Genomic DNA, 19,772 nt, shown 5'->3' with positions numbered 1-19,772 from the left:
AGCGCGCATACTGTCCGGGGTGTCTGCGAAACGTCAATTCGTTGACTCGCAACGGCATCTGACATTCGACGCTAGGGTGGTGCGAAGGGCGACAACGCGCCTATGAGCTGCCTCACAGTCGCCAACATCCCGACGGCAGAAGAGCCGATGACTTGCCGTCGAGCAACGATACTGAATGATCGTTCCGCTTTGCGGATTCAACCCGTCATTGCAACACTCCTTGCTGCTATGCAGCCTCAAGTGTGTTGCATCGACGGGTTGAATCCGCATCCGAGAGCGGTCGTTCAGTCGCCCTCTCAAGTTTCACGCTCAGTTGCCGTAGAACCGGTGTGATCGCCCTATGTTCGGGTACGGGGGCATCCAACGTATCCGGGAAAAGCTGCAATGTTAGAAGCGAAGATTGGGGCATCGAGGTCGCAATCGCTTGGCATTTCAGGATGAAGTCGAGGCTTGGTCGGCTCTCGCGAGAATCTCAGCATCCTGACCAAAACGCAATCGGCTGAGACAGTAATTCGATCCGCTTGCGGCGCAGCTCAATTCAGGCGTTATAGCTCTTCTCCATTAGTAAAATCGCTACTATGAAATACATAACTCGAAATTTCTTGCTCGTTGCAGTTCTTCTCTCGGTGTCCAATCTCGCTTCGGCTCTCGATGGCCGTATGGTTGGTAACTGGCAGGGTCAGCGGGACAAGGATGGAAAATGTTCCTATATGGCGTGGACTATGAAAAGATCATCGAACGGAAAGTTCGAAATTGCATTCTATAAAAATCCTGAAAAGACTCAGCTTTTGAATGAGGCGCGGGGGCAGTGGGAAACAAATGGCGACAAGATTTCCCTCTTCACTGAGGGCATTCCTGCACCCGATGTCTACACCTACACTTTTATAGACAACGATACCGTTCATGTTTCGGCTGTTGAGCGAGACCCTTCGGCCGATTGCATGTCCGACTATGAATTCACGGATCATCGGGTTAAACCGTAAAGATCGCCGATACCGCTCGGGTTGAGCGGTATACGTCCAGCAAGAGACGCTGGCCGGTCGTGTGCCGAACGCCCGTTTCGGGTCGATCTGCGCCGGTCATGCGTCACAGAGCGGCGGCCGGCCGCGTTCGGCCACTTTCAGACATCCGGCATCACCGTCTAGATTCTCATCAATCGGGCTTCGGTCAGCTTCTCGAATAATTGCCGTGATCGCTCCGATCAAGATGCCACCAAGGTGCCATCGTCGGCGACCCATATCACTGCGGGGATACTGTAGAAGTAATCGAGCAGTAACAGATCGTGCTCATGGCATGCAGCCTCTGGCCACCTGTCTCGGAGGTAGGAGATGATCTCGTCAGGCGAAGCGTGCCACTGCGCTTGGTGATCGTCGATCGTAAATCGAGGATTCGGATGTTCGGGCGAGACATAGCAATCCGCTCCCGGGGCAATGAACTTGATCCTTCCCGTCTGAAGCAGATGCTCGACGACTCGAAAGAATGCATCTCTATGGCTATGGAAGGCCATACCCGGTGAATTGCCGCTGATCGCGCTGAAAAGACCCGTAATCCAAAGGCCAAACGAATCTTCCACGATTTTGTCGATTTGATCGGAGTCATCCATGACAAAACGGGCTCGAAAGAAAGCTCGATAGGGGAAGGTAAGTCATAGGCCAAGTGTAATGTTGAATGGTTGCTTCCGGCAAACCGGACCGTCTCTTCAGGGTCGATGTACGCCGGTCGCGCGTCATGGGGCCGCGGCCGGCCGCGTTCGGCCATTTTGAGACGTTTGCCTCGGCTACTTACGACGTTGACAATCGTTGAATGGCAGTTGACGCCAAAGTCGTCGGGCGGCAATATGTCTGTATGAACTCCGACGCGCTCAAATCCATGATGTGCACCATGACCGCCAATGGCGAGTCGTGGGAATCGTGACGTTCATAGATCGCACACAAATTTCCTCTACGGCCCCGCCAGTCATGACGGGGCCGTGTCTTTTCAGCCGCTCCGAGTTGCATTGGCGCAGATAGGAGTGGTTGCATGCATTACAGAGTACCTGTTTCCGTCCCTCGGGACGTTGCTGCGTGTCGACTCGGTGGTTCGAGCCGAGGAGCGTGACATGCTGACGATACGAAAAGCGAACTGCTACGACGTCTTCGACGCGTGGGAAATCCGTAAAACATCAGTGCATGCTGCATGCGCTGGGTACTATCCCGAAGCAACTCTTTCGGGATGGGTCGATGGCACGCCCACCGACAAATGGGCAAGCATTGTCGAGCGTGACTTTTACGTTGCCGTTGATAAAGGACTGATCGTTGGTACCGGCATGCTTACAGTCGCAAATGGGCAAGTTGACGCTATCTTCGTCCGGCCTTCTCACATGGGAGGAGGAATTGGCCGCAAGATGCTGAAATTTCTCGAAGCGTTGGCCGACGATCATGGCCTTGTCGAAATGCACCTCGACGCGACGCTAAACGCAGCGCCGTTCTATCGTCATTGTGGTTGGACGGGCGATTCAGTTTCGACGTATCGTACTTCGCGTGGATTGGAATTAGCCTGCGTACCAATGACAAAACGCGTACCACTCAGTGCATAGATTGCCCCCGGGCCGGCTACTGCCACCCGTATTTGGCGACAGTCGGCCCTGATTCATACCCGCCATACCGTAATCTCTGAGCGTTACATCGAACGACCGAAATTGGGAGAGTTGATAGTCTTCTTCGAGGCGGCTACAGCACACCGCTTCGGGTTGAATCCGCAGCCAACACCGGACATTTGGTCGGCGGGACTGACGACAATCTATTGAAACCAAATGGAACATCGACATAGGGGCGCATGTGCCCATCAATGGAAGCGAAACGGAACGCACGTTTCCAACACTGACCACTTGCCGGTTGTCACTGCGGGAGCTTTTGCCCAGCGATGTACCGTCGCTGTTCGCGGTGCATGGCGACGCTGAGGGTATGCGCTGGTTCGGTACCGATCCTATGACCGATATAGGAGAGGCTGACAAGTTGATTCGGGCATTTGCCGACTGGCGGCGCAGTGGCTCTGGCGTCCGTTGGGCCGTCGAGAGACTTTCGGACGGCCTGTTCCTTGGTACGTGCGGCTTTTTCCGATGGAATCGAAATTGGCGAAGCTGCGCCGTCGGCTATGAGCTCGCTACGTTTGCCCGTGGCAAGGGATACATGAACGAAGCGCTTTCGGCCGCGATCGATTACGGTTTCGACATGATGCAGATAAACCGCATCGAAGCCCAGGTTCACCCTCAGAACGCATCCTCTATACAAGTGCTGGAAACGCTGGGCTTTGTCCGTGAAGGGTATCAGCGTCAAGCGGGGTACTGGCGTGGTGCCTATCACGATCTCCTGCAGTTTTCGTTGTTACGTTCTGATTGCCTACGTCGTGGCTAACGAGCGGGTCAACGCCTTCGACTGCGAAATAATTGCTGTTGTCAGCACTACGATCGCCCGCAAGAGTTCATGCTTTGCACAACGCGCGGCCTTGACCGTAAGCATGGCGACGGCGCTTGTAGCGTGACATCTTCATTCCGACCGACGGCTCACGACACCCTGCGCCGCATCCCCCGCACCTGCAGCCAAATGGCGGATATCAGGAAGTAAAGCGCACCTACTCCCGCATAGCCGGCGATCTTCACGATCGCCGGCGGCATCGGCGCATGGCTTTGGACAATGAAGAACAACCCGGCCAGCGCCGATTGCGCGCCGCTCAGCACCATCACCCACTGCGCACCGGCGTGCTTCCATCGCCGCACGGCGGTGCCGAGTTGCAGCGCGCCGGAGAGAATCGCCCAGACGCCGAACACCGCGAGCACCGCGGCCATGCCCGCGTTCAGCGCCGGAAATACCGCCAGTGTCGTGACGGCGCTGATCGCGACGTTGACCGCTTGCGTGCGGTTTGCCGCCATCCCGCCGCTGCGGGACAGGTCGACGAAATTGGCGAGCGCATCCCAGGCCGGATAAACGACCAGCAGGACCGCCGCGCCGGCCTCGCTCTGCCGGCCGACGGAAAACGCCAGCGCGACCCAGATCAGCGAGAACACCGCCCGGGAAAAGTAGTATCGTTTCAGCCAGTGTTCGTCGGCAGGGGCGTGGAATTCGGGGTAGCGATCAGTCATTTGCACTCCTTTTTACATTGAATCGTCGTCCCGGCCGGCATGCAGAATTTCCGCCACGCGGATTCGGATGCGGCGCCGACCGGATCTCCAGTGCGCCGAGTATCGCAATCGTCCGCGCTTGCCGCCATCGGTCAGATGTCCGATGGCGAAGCCCGCTGCCGGTTGCCTGCACCGATGCCGGCGGACATCGCGCCCGCCCGGCTCCGGCGCGCCGCAGCTGCGCATGCTCATGCACGCCGCGACGCCGTCGCGTATGATCGTTTTCCCATCCTCGCGAATGTCCCCGCCCACCCGATGCCCGACGCCGAAGCCCATCACACCCCGCTGCGCATAGTCGACGCCGTCCGCGCGCTGGCCTTCATCGGCGATCTCAGCATGGGCCAGCCGACCGACCATTCGCCGCGCACCGGGTGGCTGGCGGCGCAGCTCGCGCACGCGGCACGATTCGATGCATCGGTCTGCGACACGGCCCGCGAGGTGGCGCTGTTGCGCTGGTCGGGCTGCACGGCGAACGCGGCGGGCTTCGCGCAGATATTCGGCGACGACGTCGCGATTCGCGCGGCGATGCTCGCGAACCGGGCCGGCATGGCTGAAGCGATCGGCGGCGCGGGTGTCGCACTGATCCCGCTCGCGCAGATTCATTGCGAAGTCTCCGGCGAGGTGGCGCGAATACTCGATCTGTCCCGCGCGACGGAAACCGCGCTGCGGCACATTTTCGAAACCTGGGACGGCAACGGGCTGCCTGCGCGGCTCGTGCGCGAACAGGTGCCGCCCGCCGTGTCGATCGTCGCACTGGCGGGCGATCTCGACGTATTCAGCCGCACGTACGGCATCGAACGGGCCCTCGAATTGATCCGCCAACGCGCGGAGTCGCGCTATCCGGCCGTGCTCGTCGAGACGGCTGCGCGCGACGCACCGCGCTGGCTGGCGGCGCTCGAACACATGGCGCCCGTCGACGTGGATGCCGCATTGGCCACGCCGGACATGCAGGGCGCGACGTCCGCCGAATTGATTGCGGACGTCATCGATCTGAAATTGCCGTGGATGACGGGTTTTTCGCGTTCGGTCGCCGCGACGGCGGCCGCGTGTTACGGCCGTCTGTCGCCGGACGAGGCCGCGCGCGAACGCGTGTACCGCGCCGGCCTGATTCATGGCATCGGCAGGGCTGCGGTGCCGAACGACGTGTGGAATCTGCCGACGCGGCTGCCTGCGAGCGCGTGGGAAAAGGTGCGACTCGTGCCGTACTGGACCGAGCGCGCGGGCAGGCAGACCGGCGCGCTCGGCGAAGCCGCGGTGCTTGCGTCGTATGCCTACGAGCGGCTGGACGGCTCGGGGTATTTTCGCGGCGCGCGCGATGCGGCGCTGACGCTGGAAGCGCGCGTGCTGGCGGCGTCGCTGGCGTGGGTCGCGTTGCGCTCGGCGCGTCCGTGGCGCGCGGCGCTGAGCGATGCGGCCGCCGCCAGCCAGTTGCAGGAAGAAGCGGCGTGCGGCCGGCTATGCGGCGAAGTGGTGGCCGCGCTCGTGACGGGCGGCGCGCCCGTGCTCCGGCGCATCGCCACGGGCGCGCCGGCCGCTGGCCCGCGCCTGTCCGCACGGGAAATCGACGTCCTGCGGGCGATTTCCCGCGGCGCGAGCAACAAGCAGGTCGCGCAGGCGCTCGCGATGAGTCCGAGCACGGTGCGCACCCATGTCGAGAAGGCGTTCCGCAAGCTCGAATGTTCGACGCGTGCCGCGGCGACTCTCAAGGCGTCGGCGTTGGGGCTGCTCTGACGCGTTCCGCGACGCGGATTCGCTTTCGTGTGTATGCGAACCGCCGGTCGGGCCGGCGCGACCTTTGACACTCCGCCCGCGTATCGAAGATGGCGGTTGCACCATTCAAGTCGGCCAGTCGTTCATCCGTTTCCGGCGTTCCGGGGCTCTTGCATCGGTGTCGGCCCAACCGTATCCCAACGCCGCGATTGCGAAGTAGACGGCACCGAGGGCTTCACAGGAAAGCAGCGCGCCGGCCAGCGCCGTTCGCGCCCCACCCGAGATCGTTCGCATCGGCGTGCCGGCGTGCTTCCCGCGATGCACTGCGGCGCCGATCCGAAACAGGCCCGACACGATCGCGAGCACGCCGAACGCACGCGGCAGGCCGTTCGCCAATGCAACGATGAAGATCTGACGTACCGACATTGCAGTCATCCCCCGGCCGAGTATTCGCGTGACGGTTGCCTATCCTGATACCCGATCGTTCGCGGCGCTATCGGACAAGTGACCGATGGCGCCGGCCGCAACCGATGCATGGCGGTGCGATCGCCGCTACGACACGGGCGAGAACACATCCGCGATGTGCCGATCGGGTTCGATATCGGTGAACGCATCGATATCGGCCATCACATCTGCCGTCTCCGGGGCAGCGAACGCAGCATCCAGCGCGGCGCTGTCCTTGAAGCGGCACATCGCGACGACGATCAGTTCGCTATCCTCACGTGCCGGGAAGAACGCGTCGATGTAGTCGAGCCCGTACGGCTTCCAGGATTTCTCCACCAGCGGAATGTGTTGCTCGACGTAGTAACGGGAATCGAATCGCGTGCCCGCGGCTCGGCGATAGGAAACGACGAAATACATGCAGAACCTCCGGGTCGGACTGCTACGGCGATGAATGTCGCTACGGGCGAATACGGCGGATTACGACCGTTCGCGTTCGGCGCCGAATACCGGCCGGGCGGCAGCCCGCCTCGACGGGTGCGCGGCGGGCGCGCGTGCGAGCGAGATACCCAGCGCGGCGCCGACGGCGAGGAATACCGAGATCGACAGCAGTGCGACGATGAACGCGTGCGCGATGGCCGCCGGCTCCTGGCGCGTGCCGAGCGTCGTATAGAAAATGCCGCCGATGATCGCCACGCTGAGCGACGTGCTGACCTGCAGCGTCGAGCTGGCGATGCCGGCGATCATGCCGGACAGCGCCGGTGCGACGCGCCCTGTCACCATGCGCATCAGCGTCGGCAGCGCGAGCCCTTGTCCGAAACCGATAACGAAGAGAACGACGGCGAGCGGCACGGCAGCGAGCGGCATCCCGATCGGCGTTACATTGATCAACCACGCGAGGCCGACGAGCCCGACGATCTCCAGCCCCATGCCGAACGGATTGACGTAAGCGCCGATGACACGCGAGCAGAAAGGCGTCGACAACGGGCCGAGCAGGAACCCGACGCCGAACGGCAAGAACACGAGGCCCGCGCTCAGCGCGTCGACGTGCAACGCATTCTGCAGATACACCGAGAACAGCAGGAAGAACGCGCCGATCGAGTACAGCAGCAGCGCGATCAGCAACGCGCGGCCCAGCCCCGGTGCGCGCAGCGCGGCCGGATCGAGCAGCGGTGCGCCGCCGCGGCGGCCGAGCCGGCGCTCGTAGCGCCAGAAGAACCCCGCGAGGGCCGGCGCCGCGAGCAGCGACACCCATGCCCATACGGGCCAGCCTGCTTCGCGCCCCTCGATCAGCGGCACGATCAGCGCGCCCAGCGTCAGCATCGACAGCGCGGTGCCGCCGAAGTCGAGTTTGCGCGCATGCTGCGCACGCGTTTCTTTCAACAGCGGAATCCCGAACAGGACGACCAGAATCGCCAGCGGCAGGTTGACGAGGAAGATCGTGCGCCAACCCAGATTCAACAGATTCAGCGAGATCAGGATCCCGCCCAGCGCCTGCCCGACCACGGCGGCGAGGCCGAATACCGCGCCGTACAAGCTGAGCGCGAGCGGCTTTTCCGATTCCGGAAAGATTGCCTGGATCGAAGCGAGCGCCTGCGGCGCCATGATCGCGGCCGTTACGCCCTGCAACGCGCGGCCGACGATGAGCGTCCACGGCGAACTCGCGAGGCCGCACAGCGTCGAGGCGATCGCAAAGCCGATCAAGCCGAGAAAAAACACGCGACCGCGGCCGAACAGGTCGCCCAATCGCCCGCCGGTGATCAGCGTCACCGCGTACAGGCCCGCATACGATGAAATGACGAGCTGCTCGGCCGACGACGACGCGCCCAGTTCCGCGCGGATCGACGGCAGCGCGACGTTGACGATGAAGAAATCCAGCGGCGGCAGGAACGCGCCGACGAGCAGGACCGAAAACATGGCCCAGCGGCGCGGGTCGGGTGATACGGGGTCATTCCTTGACATGGACGGCTCTCCATACGGAACCATTTGGTTCCAAATTGGGTAAAAAAATATCAGTCGAGGATGCGCATCGTGCGGTCGACCAGCGCGACCACGTCGGGTTCGGACATACCGGTTTTCCCCAGCACGCGCATGCCTTCGATCTGGCAGACGAGCAAACGCGCCAGCACCTGTTCGTCCTGCTCGGGGATCTCGCCGCTCGCCTGGCCACGGACGATCGCGCCGGCATAGAGTTGCTGCAGCCGCCGGTACAGGCGGCCGGTGCGTTCCGCGACATCCGCGTCGCGCGCGGCCAGTTCGGTGGTCATCGCGACCGCGAGACAGCCCCGTCGGCCCGCCTCGCCGACGGACAGGCGCGCATAGCGCAACAGCGACTCGCGAATCGCATCCTTCACGGCGCCGGGTTGCGACAGGATGTCCGCGGTTGCCTTGAGCCCGTCGGCCATATACAGGTCGAGCGCCGCCAGCAGCAGCGCCTTCTTGTCGCCGAACGCCTTGTACAGACTCCCGCGCGACAGGCCGGTGCCGGCCATCAGGTCGGGCAGGGACGCGCCTTCGTATCCGCGATCCCAGAAAACGTCCATCGCGTCGCGCGCGGCATCGTCAAGTTCGAATTCGCGGGGACGGCCCACGCCAGCCGGATTTGCCATTGATCGGTTTCGCAAACGATGCGGTGCCTGAAGTTGGATTCATTATATGGACCGATCGGTTCCGATGTCAACGCGTGTGTGCCGACTAGGTGCGGCGATGGCCGTCCTCGCGGACGGCCGGGATTCATCCGATCAGTCCAGCCCGCCCTGGCACAGATACTTGATCGACAGATAATCGTCGAGCCCGTAACGCGAGCCTTCGCGACCATAGCCCGATTCCTTCACGCCGCCGAACGGCGCGGCCTCGCTCGCGAGCGCGCCTTCGTTGATCCCGACGATGCCCGTTTCGAGCCGTGCCGACACGCGCGCGATGCGCCGCACGTCCTGCGTGTAGAAATACGCGGCGAGCCCGAACGGCGTGTCGTTCGCGGCATCGACCGCTTCGTCCTCGGACTCGAAGCGAAACAGCGCGGCGACCGGGCCGAAGGTTTCCTCGCAGGTCAGCTGCATGTCGGCGGTGGCATCGGCGAGCACCGTCGGCGCGTAATAGTTCGCGCCGAGTTCGGTCAGGCGCTTGCCGCCCGTCAGCACGCGGGCGCCGCGTTCGACCGCATCGCCGACGTGCCGCGCGATCTTGTCGACCGCGCGCGCGTTGATCATCGGGCCGATCTGCGCGGCCGGGTCGGTCGCCGGCGCGACCTTCAGCGCGGCGACGCGCGCGGCGAGCTTCTCGGCGAACGCGTCGTAGACGCCGGCCTGCACGTACACGCGATTCGGCGACACGCACGTCTGCCCGCCGTTGCGGAACTTGGCCGCCATCAGCCCGTCGACCGCGGCATCGAGCTCGGCGTCGTCGAACACGATGAACGGCGCATTGCCGCCGAGCTCCAGCGACAGCTTCTTCAACGTCGCCGCCGATTCGCGCGCGAGCAGCTTGCCGACGGGCGTCGAGCCGGTGAACGTGATCTTGCGCACGCGGCCGTCGGCGAGCCAGTCGGCCGCGGCTTCGACGCCGCGTTCGCGCGACGCGGTAATCAGGTTCAGCACGCCGGCCGGCACGCCGGCTTCCTGCGCGAGAAACGCGAGCGCGAGCGCGGTCAGCGGCGTGTCCTCCGCCGGCTTCGCGACGACCGTGCAGCCGGCCGCGAGGGCAGGCGCGATCTTGCGCGCGATCATCGCGAGCGGGAAGTTCCACGGCGTGATCGCGGCGACGATGCCGATCGGCTCCTTCACCGCGCTGAGCCGCTTGCCGCGCTGCTGCTGCGGGATCAGGTCGCCGTACGTGCGCGTCGCTTCCTCGGCGAACCACAGCACGTACGACGCACCGTACGCGACTTCGCCGCGCGCTTCGGCAAGCGGCTTGCCCTGTTCGCGCGACATCAGCTTCGCGAGATCGTCGGTGTGCGCGACGATCGCCGCATGCCATGCACGCAGGATCGCGGCGCGTTCGCGCGCGGGCGTCGCGCGCCACGCGGGCAGCGCGCGGGCCGCCGCATCGGTCGCCGCGTGTGCGTCGGCGGCGCTGCTGTCGGGTGCGTGGGCAACGGTCTCGAGCGTGGCCGGATCGGTGACGGCGAAGCGGCGGCCGTCGAGCGCATCGCGCCACGCGCCGTCGATCAGGTTGGCGGTGCGAACGAGTTCGGTTCGGGACAGCGTAAGCGGCATGACAGGTCCTTGAGTGAAGCGGTTCGGCGACAACGACAACGACGGCGGAGCGGGCGTGCGACGACCCCGCGCGGACAGCGGGCTGCCGCGTGACAGGGTGCCGCGCCGGTGCGTCAGTGACGTTCGCCGAACAGCGATTCGAGCGGGTAGTGCCGTTTGACGAACGGCGACTTGATGATCACGTAACTGAAATACTTCTCGATGCCGATGTTCTGCTCGAGCAGCCCTTCGACGATCGTCTGGTAATGGCTCACGCTGCGCGTGATGAACTTCAGCAGATAGTCGTAGCCGCCGCTTGCAAGGTGGCATTCGACGATCTCGTCGACGTTGCGGATCGCCGCGACGAAGCGGTCGAAATCCTCGCGCCGGTGGTCGGCCAGCGTGACCTCGGTAAACACGACCTGCACGTCGCCGAGTTTCTCGAGCTGGATGTGCGCGCCGTAGCCGCCGATGTAGCCGGCCTTCTCGAGCCGCTTCACGCGGATCAGGCATGGACTGGGCGACAGCCCGACCGCATCGGCCAGCTCGACGTTGGTCATGCGGCCGCGCTTTTGCAACTGGGAGAGGATGCGCAGGTCGATGCGATCCAGCTTGCTGTCCGTCATGTTCACGTGAGAAGGCAAAAATGGAATGTCCGGTTACTTTAGAGTCGAACGATGGCGGCCACAAGCCCGGCTTTCCCTTGGCCGGTCAGGCGGGCTGCGCGTGCGCGGCGTCGAGCGCGCGCTGCACGCCCGCGTCGGCCAGCACGTCGTCGAGCGTCTTGCGCACGCGTTCGAACAGCAGGTCGAACTCGCCCGCGGTGAAGCTCAGCGCCGGCGCGAAGCCGAGCACGCCGTCGCCGAACGCGCGGAACACCACGCCGTTCGCGTACGCGGCGGCCGCGATCTTGTCGGGCACGTTCAGCGCCGGGTCGAAGCGCGTCTTGTGCGCCTTGTCGGCCACCAGTTCGAGCGCGCCGAGCAGGCCGACCGAGCGGGCGTCGCCGACGAGCGGATGCGCGCGCAGCGCGTCGAGCCCCGCGGCGAAGCGCGGCGCCAGCGCCTGGCCGTTCGCGAGCAGTCCGCCTTCGTGATAGAGCTTCAGCACCTCGAGGCCGATCGCCGCGCTCACCGGATGCGCGGAATACGTATGGCCGTGGCCGACCACCGGCGAATCGGCGCGGTCGCCCGCGATCCCTTCGTAGATTTCGTCGGACATCAGCACCGCGCCCATCGGCGCATAGCCGGCGGTCAGGCCCTTCGCGACGGTCATCAGGTCCGGATCGACCTGTTCGGCCTCGCATGCGAACAGCGGGCCCGTGCGGCCGAAGCCGGTGATCACCTCGTCGGCGACGAACAGGATGCCGAGGCGCCGGCACGCGTCGCGCATCGCCTTCAGCCAGCCGGCCGGCGGCACGATCACGCCGCCGGAACCCTGCACGGGCTCGCAGAAGAATGCGGCGACGTTGTCCGCGCCGAGTTCGGCGACCTTCGCTTCGAGTGCGGCGACCGACGCGGCGATCAGCGCCTGCGGATCGTCGCCGAGCGGATGGCGGTACGGGTAGGGCGACGGAATATGGTGCTGGTCCGCGCGCGGCAGGTCGAAATGACGGTGGAACGCCGGCAGCGCGGTGAGGCCGGCGCCGACCGACGACGAACCGTGATAGCCGCGTTCCAGCGCGATCATCTGCTTCTTCGACGGGCGGCCGGTCGCGTTGAAATAATGCGTGATGAAACGGATCGCGGAATCGACCGCGTCCGAACCGCCGAGCGTGAAGTACACGCGGTTCAGCGACGGCGGCGCGAGCGCGGCGAGCCGTTCGGCGAGTTCGATCGCCGGCTGCGAGCCGAAATGGAAATAACCGGTCGCGTAGGGCAGCTTCGCCATCTGGTCGGCGGCGGCCTTCACGATGCTGTCGCGGCCGTAGCCGACGTTCACGCACCACAGGCCCGAGAACGCGTCGAGCAGCGTGTGGCCCGCGGCGTCGCGCAGGAATACGCCGTCCGCGGATTCCAGCACGGTGACGCCGCGCGCCTCGTGCGCACGGTAATTGACGACGGGGTGGATCAGATGTTGACGATCGGCTTCGATCAGCGCGGCTTGGTTCATGGGAAGGCGGGACTCTCGTCAGGTGTCAGCGGTGAGTTCATGCTAACGGGCGAGAAATCCGCATGCGTCTTCAATTTGCGGCCCGAAACGTATGCGCGCGGCGTTTGTGCGGGGCGCTTCGGCATTTTCTGCTGCGCGCCCGGCGGGCCGGGCGCGCGTCAGGTCAGTAGCCGCGCGTGCGATCGACGACGCCGATCATCGGCTGGCCCGCGCGATGGCGCGCGAGGTTCGCGAGCACCGCGTCGACCGCGGTGTCCGGCCGCGTCGCGCTGGCGATATGCGGCGTGATGCGAATGCGCGGGTGCATCCAGAACAGGTGGCCGGCCGGCAGCGGTTCGGGATCCGTCACGTCGAGGATCGCGCTGTCGAGGCGGCCGCTCGCGAGCGCCGCGAGCAGCGCGGCTTCATCGAGCTGCGGGCCGCGCCCGACCTGCACGAGCGATGCGCCGGCCGGCAGCGCGTCGAACACACGTGCGCCGAGCAGCCCGCGCGTGCTGTCGGTGAGCGGCAGCAGGCAGATCAGGATGTCGGTGCGGGCGAGGAACGCGTCGAGCCCCGCATCGCCCGCGTAGCAGTCGACGCCGTCGAGCGTGCGCGGCGTGCGGCTCCAGCCGGCGCACGGGAAACCGAAGCGCCGCAGCGTGTCGAGCACGGCCTGGCCGAGCGTGCCGAGCCCGAGCACGCCGACGCGCCGCGACGCGGCCGCGCGCACGGGATGCTCGCGCCACACCTGGTCGCGCTGCTGCGCCGCATAGTCGAACAGGTCGCGATGGATCGTCAGCACGGCCTGCGTCACGTATTCGACCATCCCTTCGACGATGCCCGGCTCGATCATCCGCACGACGGGGATATGCGAGGGCACGCGCGACAGGTCGAACTGGTCGATGCCGGCGCCGACCGAGAACACGACCTCGAGATTCGGCAGCAGCGCGACCGGATCGTCCGGCGGCTGCCATGCGGCGAGATAGCGGACGGCTTCGGCGTCGCCGAGGTCCGGCCAGATCCGGAACGGCAGATCGGGCGCCTGTTGCGCGAAGCGCGCTGCCCACTGCGCGCCGCGCACCGGGTCGGCCTTGTAGAGAAAGCTCATCGTGCGCTCCGCTCAGCCGAGCGCCTGGTTCACGATCGCGAACGCGCGCAGCGCCGGGTCGCGGGCAGGCGTCGCGCCGCGCGCCATCGCGACGACGGTGTCGACGCGCGGCAACCCGAGACCCTGCAGCCAGTCGGACAGCCCGCTGTCGCCCGGCACGTCGAGCCGCACGAACATGCCTTCGTGCAGCGCGAGCCAGTGGCTGATCAACGCCTGCGCGCGCAGCGCATCCGGCGCGACCACCGGGCCGATCACGTGGCCGCGGCCGAACCGGCGGAACAGCGCGAAGCCGAGCAGTTCGCCGTCGCGGTCGAGCGCGATCCCGTTCGCGACGTCGAGCAGCGCCTCGACCACCGCACCGCGTTCGTAGCCGGCCGCGCGCGACGCGAGCGCGGCGAGACGCGGCCCGTCGTTGGTGCCGAGCGGGCGCAGGCGCTCGCCGGGCGGCAGCGAGATCAGCGGAGGCTGGAACGCGGCGCCCTGGTGCTGATCGATCGTATCGATCACATCGAAGCCGAATTTCGCGTACAGCGGCTCGCCCGCCGGCGTCGCATGCAGAAAAATGGTCCGCGCGCCGAGGCTGTCGACCACGCGGGTCATCAGCTCGCGCCCGATGCCGCAGCCCTGGCGCTCGGGCGACACGATCACCATGCCGAGCGACGCGTGCGATTCGCCGAAGCGCCAGCCGAGCGCGGTACCGACGACGCCGGTTTCGTCTTCGGCGACGAAGCCGCCGCCGAGCTGGAACGCGAAGCGCCAGTCGTCGAGCCGGTGCGGCCACTTGACCGCCTCCGACAGTCGATGGGCGGCGGGCAGGTCGGTTTCGGCGAACGGACGATAGATGAGCGTGCGGGAAGGATTGAGGTCGGACACGCCGGACTCCGGATGGGTGGGAATGATCCGTTCACTCTGCCAGCGCGGTGGCGGCACGGATAGGACGATTCGCCTGTTTTCCGGCGGCGGCGGGCGCGCCCGCGAGATCGATGCAAACCGGCTCGATCGGCGCGAACGAACGCGCGGATCGTGCCGGCGCGGCCGGTCAATCCGGCCACGCGTGCTGTGGAATGCCACTACGATCGATGCACGGCGGCACTGCCGCCTGCCGAAGGGCCGCACCGGCCGGCGAGCCCGCCGCGGTAACGTGGCGCGCATCGGCTGGCCCCGCCGCGCCGCGCCCGATCGCGCCGCAGATCGTGCTGCATGTGGCGGGCAACACGCGGCGATTCTGCGTTTTGAGCGGCGCCGAATGATGCGCGAACGACTTTTTGCCCTGATTCAATTTCGTTAAACCCAGCCCATCCCCGGCCCTGCCGGGGCTTCACACCGACAGGACCTGACCATGATCCAGTTTGAACCGAAGTACATCACCTTCGACTGCTACGGCACGCTGACCCATTTCCGGATGGCCGAGACGGCGCGCGAAATCTATGCGGACCGGCTGTCGCCGGCCACGATGGAGGCCTTCGTGCGCGCGTTCGCCGCCTATCGGCTCGACGAGGTGCTCGGCGCGTGGAAGCCGTACCGCGACGTCGTCGTCAACGCGGTCCGCCGCACGTGCGCGCGGCTCGGCGTGAAGTTCGACGAAGCCGAGGCCGAGCTTTTCTATCATGCGGTGCCGACGTGGGGCCCGCACCCGGACGTGCCGGCCGGGCTGTCGCGGCTGGCGTCGAAGTACAAGCTGGTGATCCTGTCGAACGCGATGGACGACCAGATCATGAGCAACGTCGACAAGCTCGGCGCGCCGTTCCATGCGGTGTTCACCGCGCAGCAGGCGCAATCGTACAAGCCGCGGATGCAGGGCTTCGAATACATGTTCGACAAGCTCGGCTGCAAGCCGGAGGACGTGCTGCACGTGTCGTCGAGCCTGCGCTACGACCTGATGACGGCCGAGGATCTCGGGATCAAGCACAAGGCGTTCGTGAACCGCGGCCACGAGCCGGGCACGCCGTTCTACAACTATTACGAAGTGTCGGACATCGGTCAGCTCGCGACGCAACTCGGGCTGTAAGCCGGCTGCGCTGGCCGATCCATCGAGCGCCGGGACGCGGCCGTGATGCCGTCGCGTCCCCGGTACGCGTTCGTTCAGCGCACGAAACGAGGGTAATTACCGATATCGAGTGATTCAAGGTGGGGCCGCCCGGGCCGATATATGTACCGAACGGTTAATATTTCGAGGCCCCCGCATGAAGTTGTCCACCAAACTGCTGATGCTCGTCGCCGCGGCGCTGCTCGGCGTCGTCCTGCTCGCCGCGTTGTCGCTGCACACGCTGCGCGACGCGCTGATCGACAGCCGCCGCGAAGAGATCGTCATTCTGCTGACCAAGGCCGAGCATCTGGTCGATTCGTATCGCGCGATGCAGACGAGCGGCACGCTCACGCAGGAGCAGGCGCAGCAGCAGGCCAAGGCCGCGCTGGCGGCGCTCAACGCGAATTCGAAGAGCTACTTCTGGGTCACGACGTCCGACGGCGTCAACCTCGTGCACCCGAACGCGAAGTTCATCGGCACGCGCGCGAAAGGCAACCGCACGACCAGCGGCATGACCGACAGCGAGGCGTACCGCGCGGGGATGGCGCAGGCGCATTTCGCGCTCGTCGACGTGCTGATCAAGCGCAGCCCCGACGCGGACCTGGAGCCGAAGCTGCAGGGCGTGGTCGCGATTCCGGACTGGAACTGGTGGATCGGCACCGGATTTTTCTACGACGACATCAACGCGGCGTTTGCGCGGCTCGCGATGGTGCTCGGCGCCGTCGCGCTCGTCATCGCCGCGGCGCTCGCGGCCATCGCATGGGGCGTGCTGCGCAGCGTCAGGCGCACGCTCGGCGGCGAACCCGCGCATGCGACGCAGATCGCCGCCCGTATCGCCGCCGGCGAACTGGACGTGCAGTTCGATACCGCGCACGCCGCGCCCGGCAGCCTGCTCGTCGCGCTGGGCGACATGAAGGCGCGGCTGACCGACACCATCGCCGAGATCCAGACCACGACCCACTCGATCGCCACCGGCACCGGCGAGATCGCGCAAGGCAACCTGGATCTGTCGCAGCGCACGGAGCAGCAGGCCGCGTCGCTGCAGGAAACGGCGGCGAGCATGGAGCAGATCACATCCACGGTCAAACAGAACGCCGACAACGCGCGCCAGGCGAATGCGCTCGTGGCCCAGGCCAAGGATGCGACCGAACTCGGCGGCGCCGCCGTGCAGGCAGTCGTCGAAACGATGCGGCAGATTTCGGACGGGTCGGTGCGGATCGCCGACATTACCGTCGTGATCGAAAGCATCGCATTCCAGACCAACATTCTCGCGCTCAACGCCGCGGTGGAAGCCGCGCGGGCCGGCGAGGAGGGGCGCGGGTTCGCCGTCGTCGCATCGGAAGTCCGCTCGCTCGCGCAACGCAGCGCCGCGGCCGCGAAGGACATCAAGGGATTGATCGACGCGTCGGTCGAGCGGGCCGGCAGCGGCAGCCGGCTGGTCGAGACGGCCGGCGAGCGCATGACGGAGATCGTCCGGTCGATCGACCGGGTGGCCGACATCATGGGCGAGATTTCGGCGGCATCGGCCGAGCAAAGCACCGGCATCGAGCAGATCGGGCTGGCGGTCGCGCAAATGGACGAAGTCACCCAGCAGAACGCCGCGCTCGTCGAGCAGGCGGCTGCGGCCGCCTCGTCGCTGGACGAGCAGGCGGCGCGCCTGCGGGCCGCCGTATCGGTATTCCGGCTCGCTGCGTGACGGCTTCGCGCCACCCGCCCGCGGCTGGCGCATCATCCTGCCTCCCGCGCGCCACGCCGGCGCCCGCCCGGCGTGACGCGCCGACATGCCGGTGACCCACGCGTCGCCACACGACGGTGCGGCGCCTGACGGCTGCATGGGCCCGGTTGCCGGCCAGTCCCGTCATCTTCCCGTTTTCCCGCGAAGCCGTTCCGATCGAGCGGCATTCCTCTGAACTTTCCTGCGCGACGCACCGTCGCGATCCCCACCGTCGACGCCCGTGCATGCGGCGATCTGCCGCAATGCACCGCTCGTTTCAGCCGTCGTCGGCATGCGGACACGCATTCGACACAAACGTGCGGTTTGCGTGAGCCAAACGCGCGCCGGATGCCGAACGGGCAATTTTGTCGGCGCAATCTGCGGCGGCTGCGGCCTTACGATTTCCTGCATCGACACGGGTTCGGCAGCCGCCGCGACACGCCGCCGGGCCAACGGCGACACGTGCGCGCACGCAGCAATTCATGCTGCGCGGGCGGCTCAAAACGGTCGATTCGTATCGTGCGGGCCGCCCGAATCGCGACAAACCGCATTTTGGCGATGCTTAAATGAATTGCATGTGTACGACGTCGAGCCCGCCACCAGCAAGCGGGCGCGGCGCGATTGAACAACCACGCTGGACCCTTGGACCCACTTCCCACAGTCAGGAGCAGTTCGGATGAGCGACGATATCGACAAAGACGGCAAGGGCGGCTTCACGCGCCGCGACATGATGAAGGTCATGGCGGCGGGCGGCATGATGGCCGCCGGCGCCGGCGGACTGCTGATGACCCCCGACTCGGCGTTCGCCGCACCCGCGCCGAAGCGCGGCGGCAAGATCCGGGTCGCGAACGAATCCGGCTCGACGGCCGATACGCTCGACCCGGCCAAGGGCTCGACGGGCGCGGACTACACGCGCTTCTTCATGTTCTACAGCGGCCTCACGCAGCTCGATGCGAGCCTGACGCCGCAGATGAACCTCGCCGAGTCGCTGCAGACGACCGATGCGAAGACCTGGATCATCAAGCTGCGCAAGGGCGTCACGTTCCACGACGGCAAGCCGGTCGGCCCGGCCGACGTGGTGTTTTCGCTGATGCGCCACAAGAACCCGGCCACCGCGTCGAAGGTCAAGACGCTTGCCGAACAGTTCGCGGATGCGAAGGCGACCGGCCCCGACGAAGTCACGCTGACGCTCGCGAGCGCGAACGCGGATCTGCCGGTGATCCTCGCGACGCCGCAGCTCGTGATCGTCAAGGACGGCACGACCGACTTCTCGACCGGTATCGGCTGCGGCCCGTACAAGCTGAAGTCGTTCAAGCCGGGCGTGGCGACCATCGGCGTGCGCAACGACAGCTACTTCAAGCCGGGCCGGCCGTATCTCGACGAGATCGAGCTGATCGGCATCAGCGACAGCGCCGCGCGCCTGAACGCGCTGCTGTCGGGCGACGTGCACCTGATCAACGCGATCGATCCGCGCTCGACGCAGCGGGTCGCGTCGACGCCGGGCTACGCGCTGAAGGAAACCAAGTCGGGCCTCTATACCGACCTGATCATGCGCAGCGACAACCCGATCGTCTCGAATCCCGATTTCGTCGAAGGGATGAAGTACCTGTTCGATCGCGAGCAGATCCGCTCGGCGGTGTTCCGCGGCTACTCGGTGATCGGCAACGACCAGCCGATTCCGCCGGGGCATCGCTACTTCAACGCATCGCTGCCGCAGCGCGCGCACGATCCGGACAAGGCGAAATTCCTGCTCCAGAAGGCGGGGGCGCTCGGCGCGACGCTGCCGCCGATCTATGCGACGTCCGACGCGAACGGATCGATCGAAATGGCCGTGCTGCTGCAGCAGGCGGGCCAGAAGATCGGGCTGAACCTGCAGGTCAACCGTGCGTCGCCCGACGGCTACTGGTCGAATCACTGGATGAAGCACCCGCTCACCTTCGGCAACATCAACCCGCGCTCGAGCGCCGACGTGCTGTTCACGCAGTTCTTCAAGTCGGATGCGCCGTGGAACGAGTCGGGCTGGAAGAACGCGAAGTTCGACCAGTTGCTGCTCGCCGCGCGTTCGGAAACCGACGACGCGAAGCGCAAGCAGATGTACGGCGACATGCAGGTGATCGTGTCGCAGCAGGGCCGGGTCGGCATTCCGGCGTTCATCAGCTTCCTCGACGGGTACGACAAGCGGCTCGCGGGCCTCGGTTCGATCCCGACCGGCGGGATGATGGGCTTCATGTTCGCCGAGAACGTGTGGTGGAACGCATGACGTCGTGGCTGGCCGCCGTCGCGCGGCCGGTGCGGGCCTCCGCGCCGGCCACGCGCGGTTTTTTCGGGAG

At 65.7% G+C, this 19,772-nt stretch carries 20 protein-coding genes; 8 read left to right on the top strand and 12 right to left on the bottom strand.

Annotated features, from left to right (window positions below):
* The first annotated feature begins 602 nt into the window (after positions 1 to 602).
* On the top strand, positions 603 to 983 hold the full coding sequence (locus CFB81_RS32450; protein WP_256976405.1) for a hypothetical protein: 381 nt from the start codon (positions 603 to 605) through the stop codon (positions 981 to 983).
* Between the two features lie 218 nt (positions 984 to 1,201).
* Here the strand turns inward: CFB81_RS32450 and CFB81_RS32445 are convergent, their stop codons facing one another.
* Positions 1,202 to 1,603, bottom strand: a complete 402-nt coding sequence (locus CFB81_RS32445; RefSeq protein WP_089437868.1) for a hypothetical protein — start codon at positions 1,601 to 1,603, stop codon at positions 1,202 to 1,204.
* Positions 1,604 to 2,098: 495 nt separating this feature from the next.
* On the opposite strand from CFB81_RS32445, the gene CFB81_RS32440 reads away from it, so the two are divergent.
* Together CFB81_RS32440 and CFB81_RS32435 are read left to right on the top strand one after the other, a co-directional pair.
* Positions 2,099 to 2,575, top strand: a complete 477-nt coding sequence (locus tag CFB81_RS32440) for a GNAT family N-acetyltransferase (RefSeq protein WP_089438163.1) — start codon at positions 2,099 to 2,101, stop codon at positions 2,573 to 2,575.
* 241 nt (positions 2,576 to 2,816) lie between these two features.
* Positions 2,817 to 3,392, top strand: a complete 576-nt coding sequence (locus CFB81_RS32435) for a GNAT family N-acetyltransferase (RefSeq protein ID WP_089437867.1) — start codon at positions 2,817 to 2,819, stop codon at positions 3,390 to 3,392.
* 149 nt (positions 3,393 to 3,541) lie between these two features.
* Here CFB81_RS32435 and CFB81_RS32430 read toward each other — a convergent pair whose 3' ends face one another.
* Together CFB81_RS32430 and CFB81_RS36345 are read right to left on the bottom strand one after the other, a co-directional pair.
* Positions 3,542 to 4,117: a DUF308 domain-containing protein gene (locus tag CFB81_RS32430; RefSeq protein WP_069620078.1), complete on the bottom strand. Its 576-nt coding sequence runs from the start codon at positions 4,115 to 4,117 to the stop codon at positions 3,542 to 3,544.
* A gap of 12 nt (positions 4,118 to 4,129) precedes the next feature.
* The gene (locus tag CFB81_RS36345; RefSeq protein WP_179236115.1) at positions 4,130 to 4,513 is read right to left on the bottom strand and encodes a hypothetical protein; all 384 of its coding nucleotides are present in this window, start codon (positions 4,511 to 4,513) and stop codon (positions 4,130 to 4,132) included.
* Between CFB81_RS36345 and CFB81_RS32425 the strand changes: the two genes are divergently transcribed.
* Positions 4,412 to 5,887 carry an HD domain-containing phosphohydrolase gene (locus CFB81_RS32425; protein WP_089437866.1) on the top strand — a complete coding sequence of 492 codons (1,476 nt, stop codon included), beginning with the start codon at positions 4,412 to 4,414 and terminating at the stop codon, positions 5,885 to 5,887. The genes CFB81_RS36345 and CFB81_RS32425 overlap by 102 nt on opposite strands.
* Positions 5,888 to 5,992: 105 nt before the next feature.
* On the opposite strand, the gene CFB81_RS32420 is transcribed toward CFB81_RS32425, so the two are convergent.
* From CFB81_RS32420 to CFB81_RS32380, 9 genes are all read right to left on the bottom strand, one after another.
* The gene (locus tag CFB81_RS32420; RefSeq protein ID WP_256976404.1) at positions 5,993 to 6,301 is read right to left on the bottom strand and encodes a hypothetical protein; all 309 of its coding nucleotides are present in this window, start codon (positions 6,299 to 6,301) and stop codon (positions 5,993 to 5,995) included.
* Positions 6,302 to 6,418: 117 nt separating this feature from the next.
* A complete protein-coding gene (locus CFB81_RS32415) occupies positions 6,419 to 6,727 on the bottom strand; it encodes an EthD family reductase (protein WP_089437865.1) in 309 nt (102 codons plus the stop codon).
* Between the two features lie 60 nt (positions 6,728 to 6,787).
* The gene (locus CFB81_RS32410; protein ID WP_089437864.1) at positions 6,788 to 8,269 is read right to left on the bottom strand and encodes an MFS transporter; all 1,482 of its coding nucleotides are present in this window, start codon (positions 8,267 to 8,269) and stop codon (positions 6,788 to 6,790) included.
* 50 nt (positions 8,270 to 8,319) lie between these two features.
* Positions 8,320 to 8,916 (bottom strand): TetR/AcrR family transcriptional regulator, encoded by a 597-nt coding sequence (locus tag CFB81_RS32405; RefSeq protein ID WP_089437863.1) that lies wholly within the window; start codon positions 8,914 to 8,916, stop codon positions 8,320 to 8,322.
* A 132-nt stretch (positions 8,917 to 9,048) separates the two neighbouring features.
* Positions 9,049 to 10,521, bottom strand: coding sequence for an NAD-dependent succinate-semialdehyde dehydrogenase (locus CFB81_RS32400; protein WP_089437862.1), 1,473 nt, complete (start codon positions 10,519 to 10,521; stop codon positions 9,049 to 9,051).
* Positions 10,522 to 10,634: 113 nt separating this feature from the next.
* Complete coding sequence (locus tag CFB81_RS32395) at positions 10,635 to 11,126, bottom strand: Lrp/AsnC family transcriptional regulator (RefSeq protein WP_006749694.1); 492 nt, start codon at positions 11,124 to 11,126, stop codon at positions 10,635 to 10,637.
* 85 nt (positions 11,127 to 11,211) lie between these two features.
* A complete protein-coding gene (locus CFB81_RS32390) occupies positions 11,212 to 12,612 on the bottom strand; it encodes an aspartate aminotransferase family protein (RefSeq protein WP_069620085.1) in 1,401 nt (466 codons plus the stop codon).
* Between the two features lie 163 nt (positions 12,613 to 12,775).
* Positions 12,776 to 13,702 (bottom strand): glyoxylate/hydroxypyruvate reductase A, encoded by a 927-nt coding sequence (locus tag CFB81_RS32385; RefSeq protein ID WP_089437861.1) that lies wholly within the window; start codon positions 13,700 to 13,702, stop codon positions 12,776 to 12,778.
* Between the two features lie 12 nt (positions 13,703 to 13,714).
* Positions 13,715 to 14,575 (bottom strand): GNAT family N-acetyltransferase, encoded by an 861-nt coding sequence (locus tag CFB81_RS32380; protein ID WP_089437860.1) that lies wholly within the window; start codon positions 14,573 to 14,575, stop codon positions 13,715 to 13,717.
* Between the two features lie 22 nt (positions 14,576 to 14,597).
* Here CFB81_RS32380 and CFB81_RS35885 point away from each other — a divergent pair, with 22 nt between their 5' ends.
* The 4 genes from CFB81_RS35885 (at position 14,598) to CFB81_RS32355 (ending at position 19,702) form a co-directional block, all read left to right on the top strand.
* Positions 14,598 to 14,990 (top strand): hypothetical protein, encoded by a 393-nt coding sequence (locus tag CFB81_RS35885; RefSeq protein WP_143328659.1) that lies wholly within the window; start codon positions 14,598 to 14,600, stop codon positions 14,988 to 14,990.
* A gap of 51 nt (positions 14,991 to 15,041) precedes the next feature.
* Positions 15,042 to 15,710 carry a haloacid dehalogenase type II gene (locus CFB81_RS32370; protein WP_069620089.1) on the top strand — a complete coding sequence of 223 codons (669 nt, stop codon included), beginning with the start codon at positions 15,042 to 15,044 and terminating at the stop codon, positions 15,708 to 15,710.
* A 175-nt stretch (positions 15,711 to 15,885) separates the two neighbouring features.
* Positions 15,886 to 17,424, top strand: a complete 1,539-nt coding sequence (locus CFB81_RS32365) for a methyl-accepting chemotaxis protein (RefSeq protein ID WP_089437858.1) — start codon at positions 15,886 to 15,888, stop codon at positions 17,422 to 17,424.
* A gap of 694 nt (positions 17,425 to 18,118) precedes the next feature.
* Complete coding sequence (locus CFB81_RS32355) at positions 18,119 to 19,702, top strand: ABC transporter substrate-binding protein (RefSeq protein ID WP_089437857.1); 1,584 nt, start codon at positions 18,119 to 18,121, stop codon at positions 19,700 to 19,702.
* Positions 19,703 to 19,772: the final 70 nt, after the last annotated feature.

Origin of the sequence: Burkholderia sp. AU28863 (genome assembly GCF_002223195.1) — a bacterium.
GTDB classification, from domain to species: domain Bacteria; phylum Pseudomonadota; class Gammaproteobacteria; order Burkholderiales; family Burkholderiaceae; genus Burkholderia; species Burkholderia sola.
Note: the sequence above shows the minus strand (reverse complement) of the source record. Positions and strands in the feature narration are given on the sequence as shown.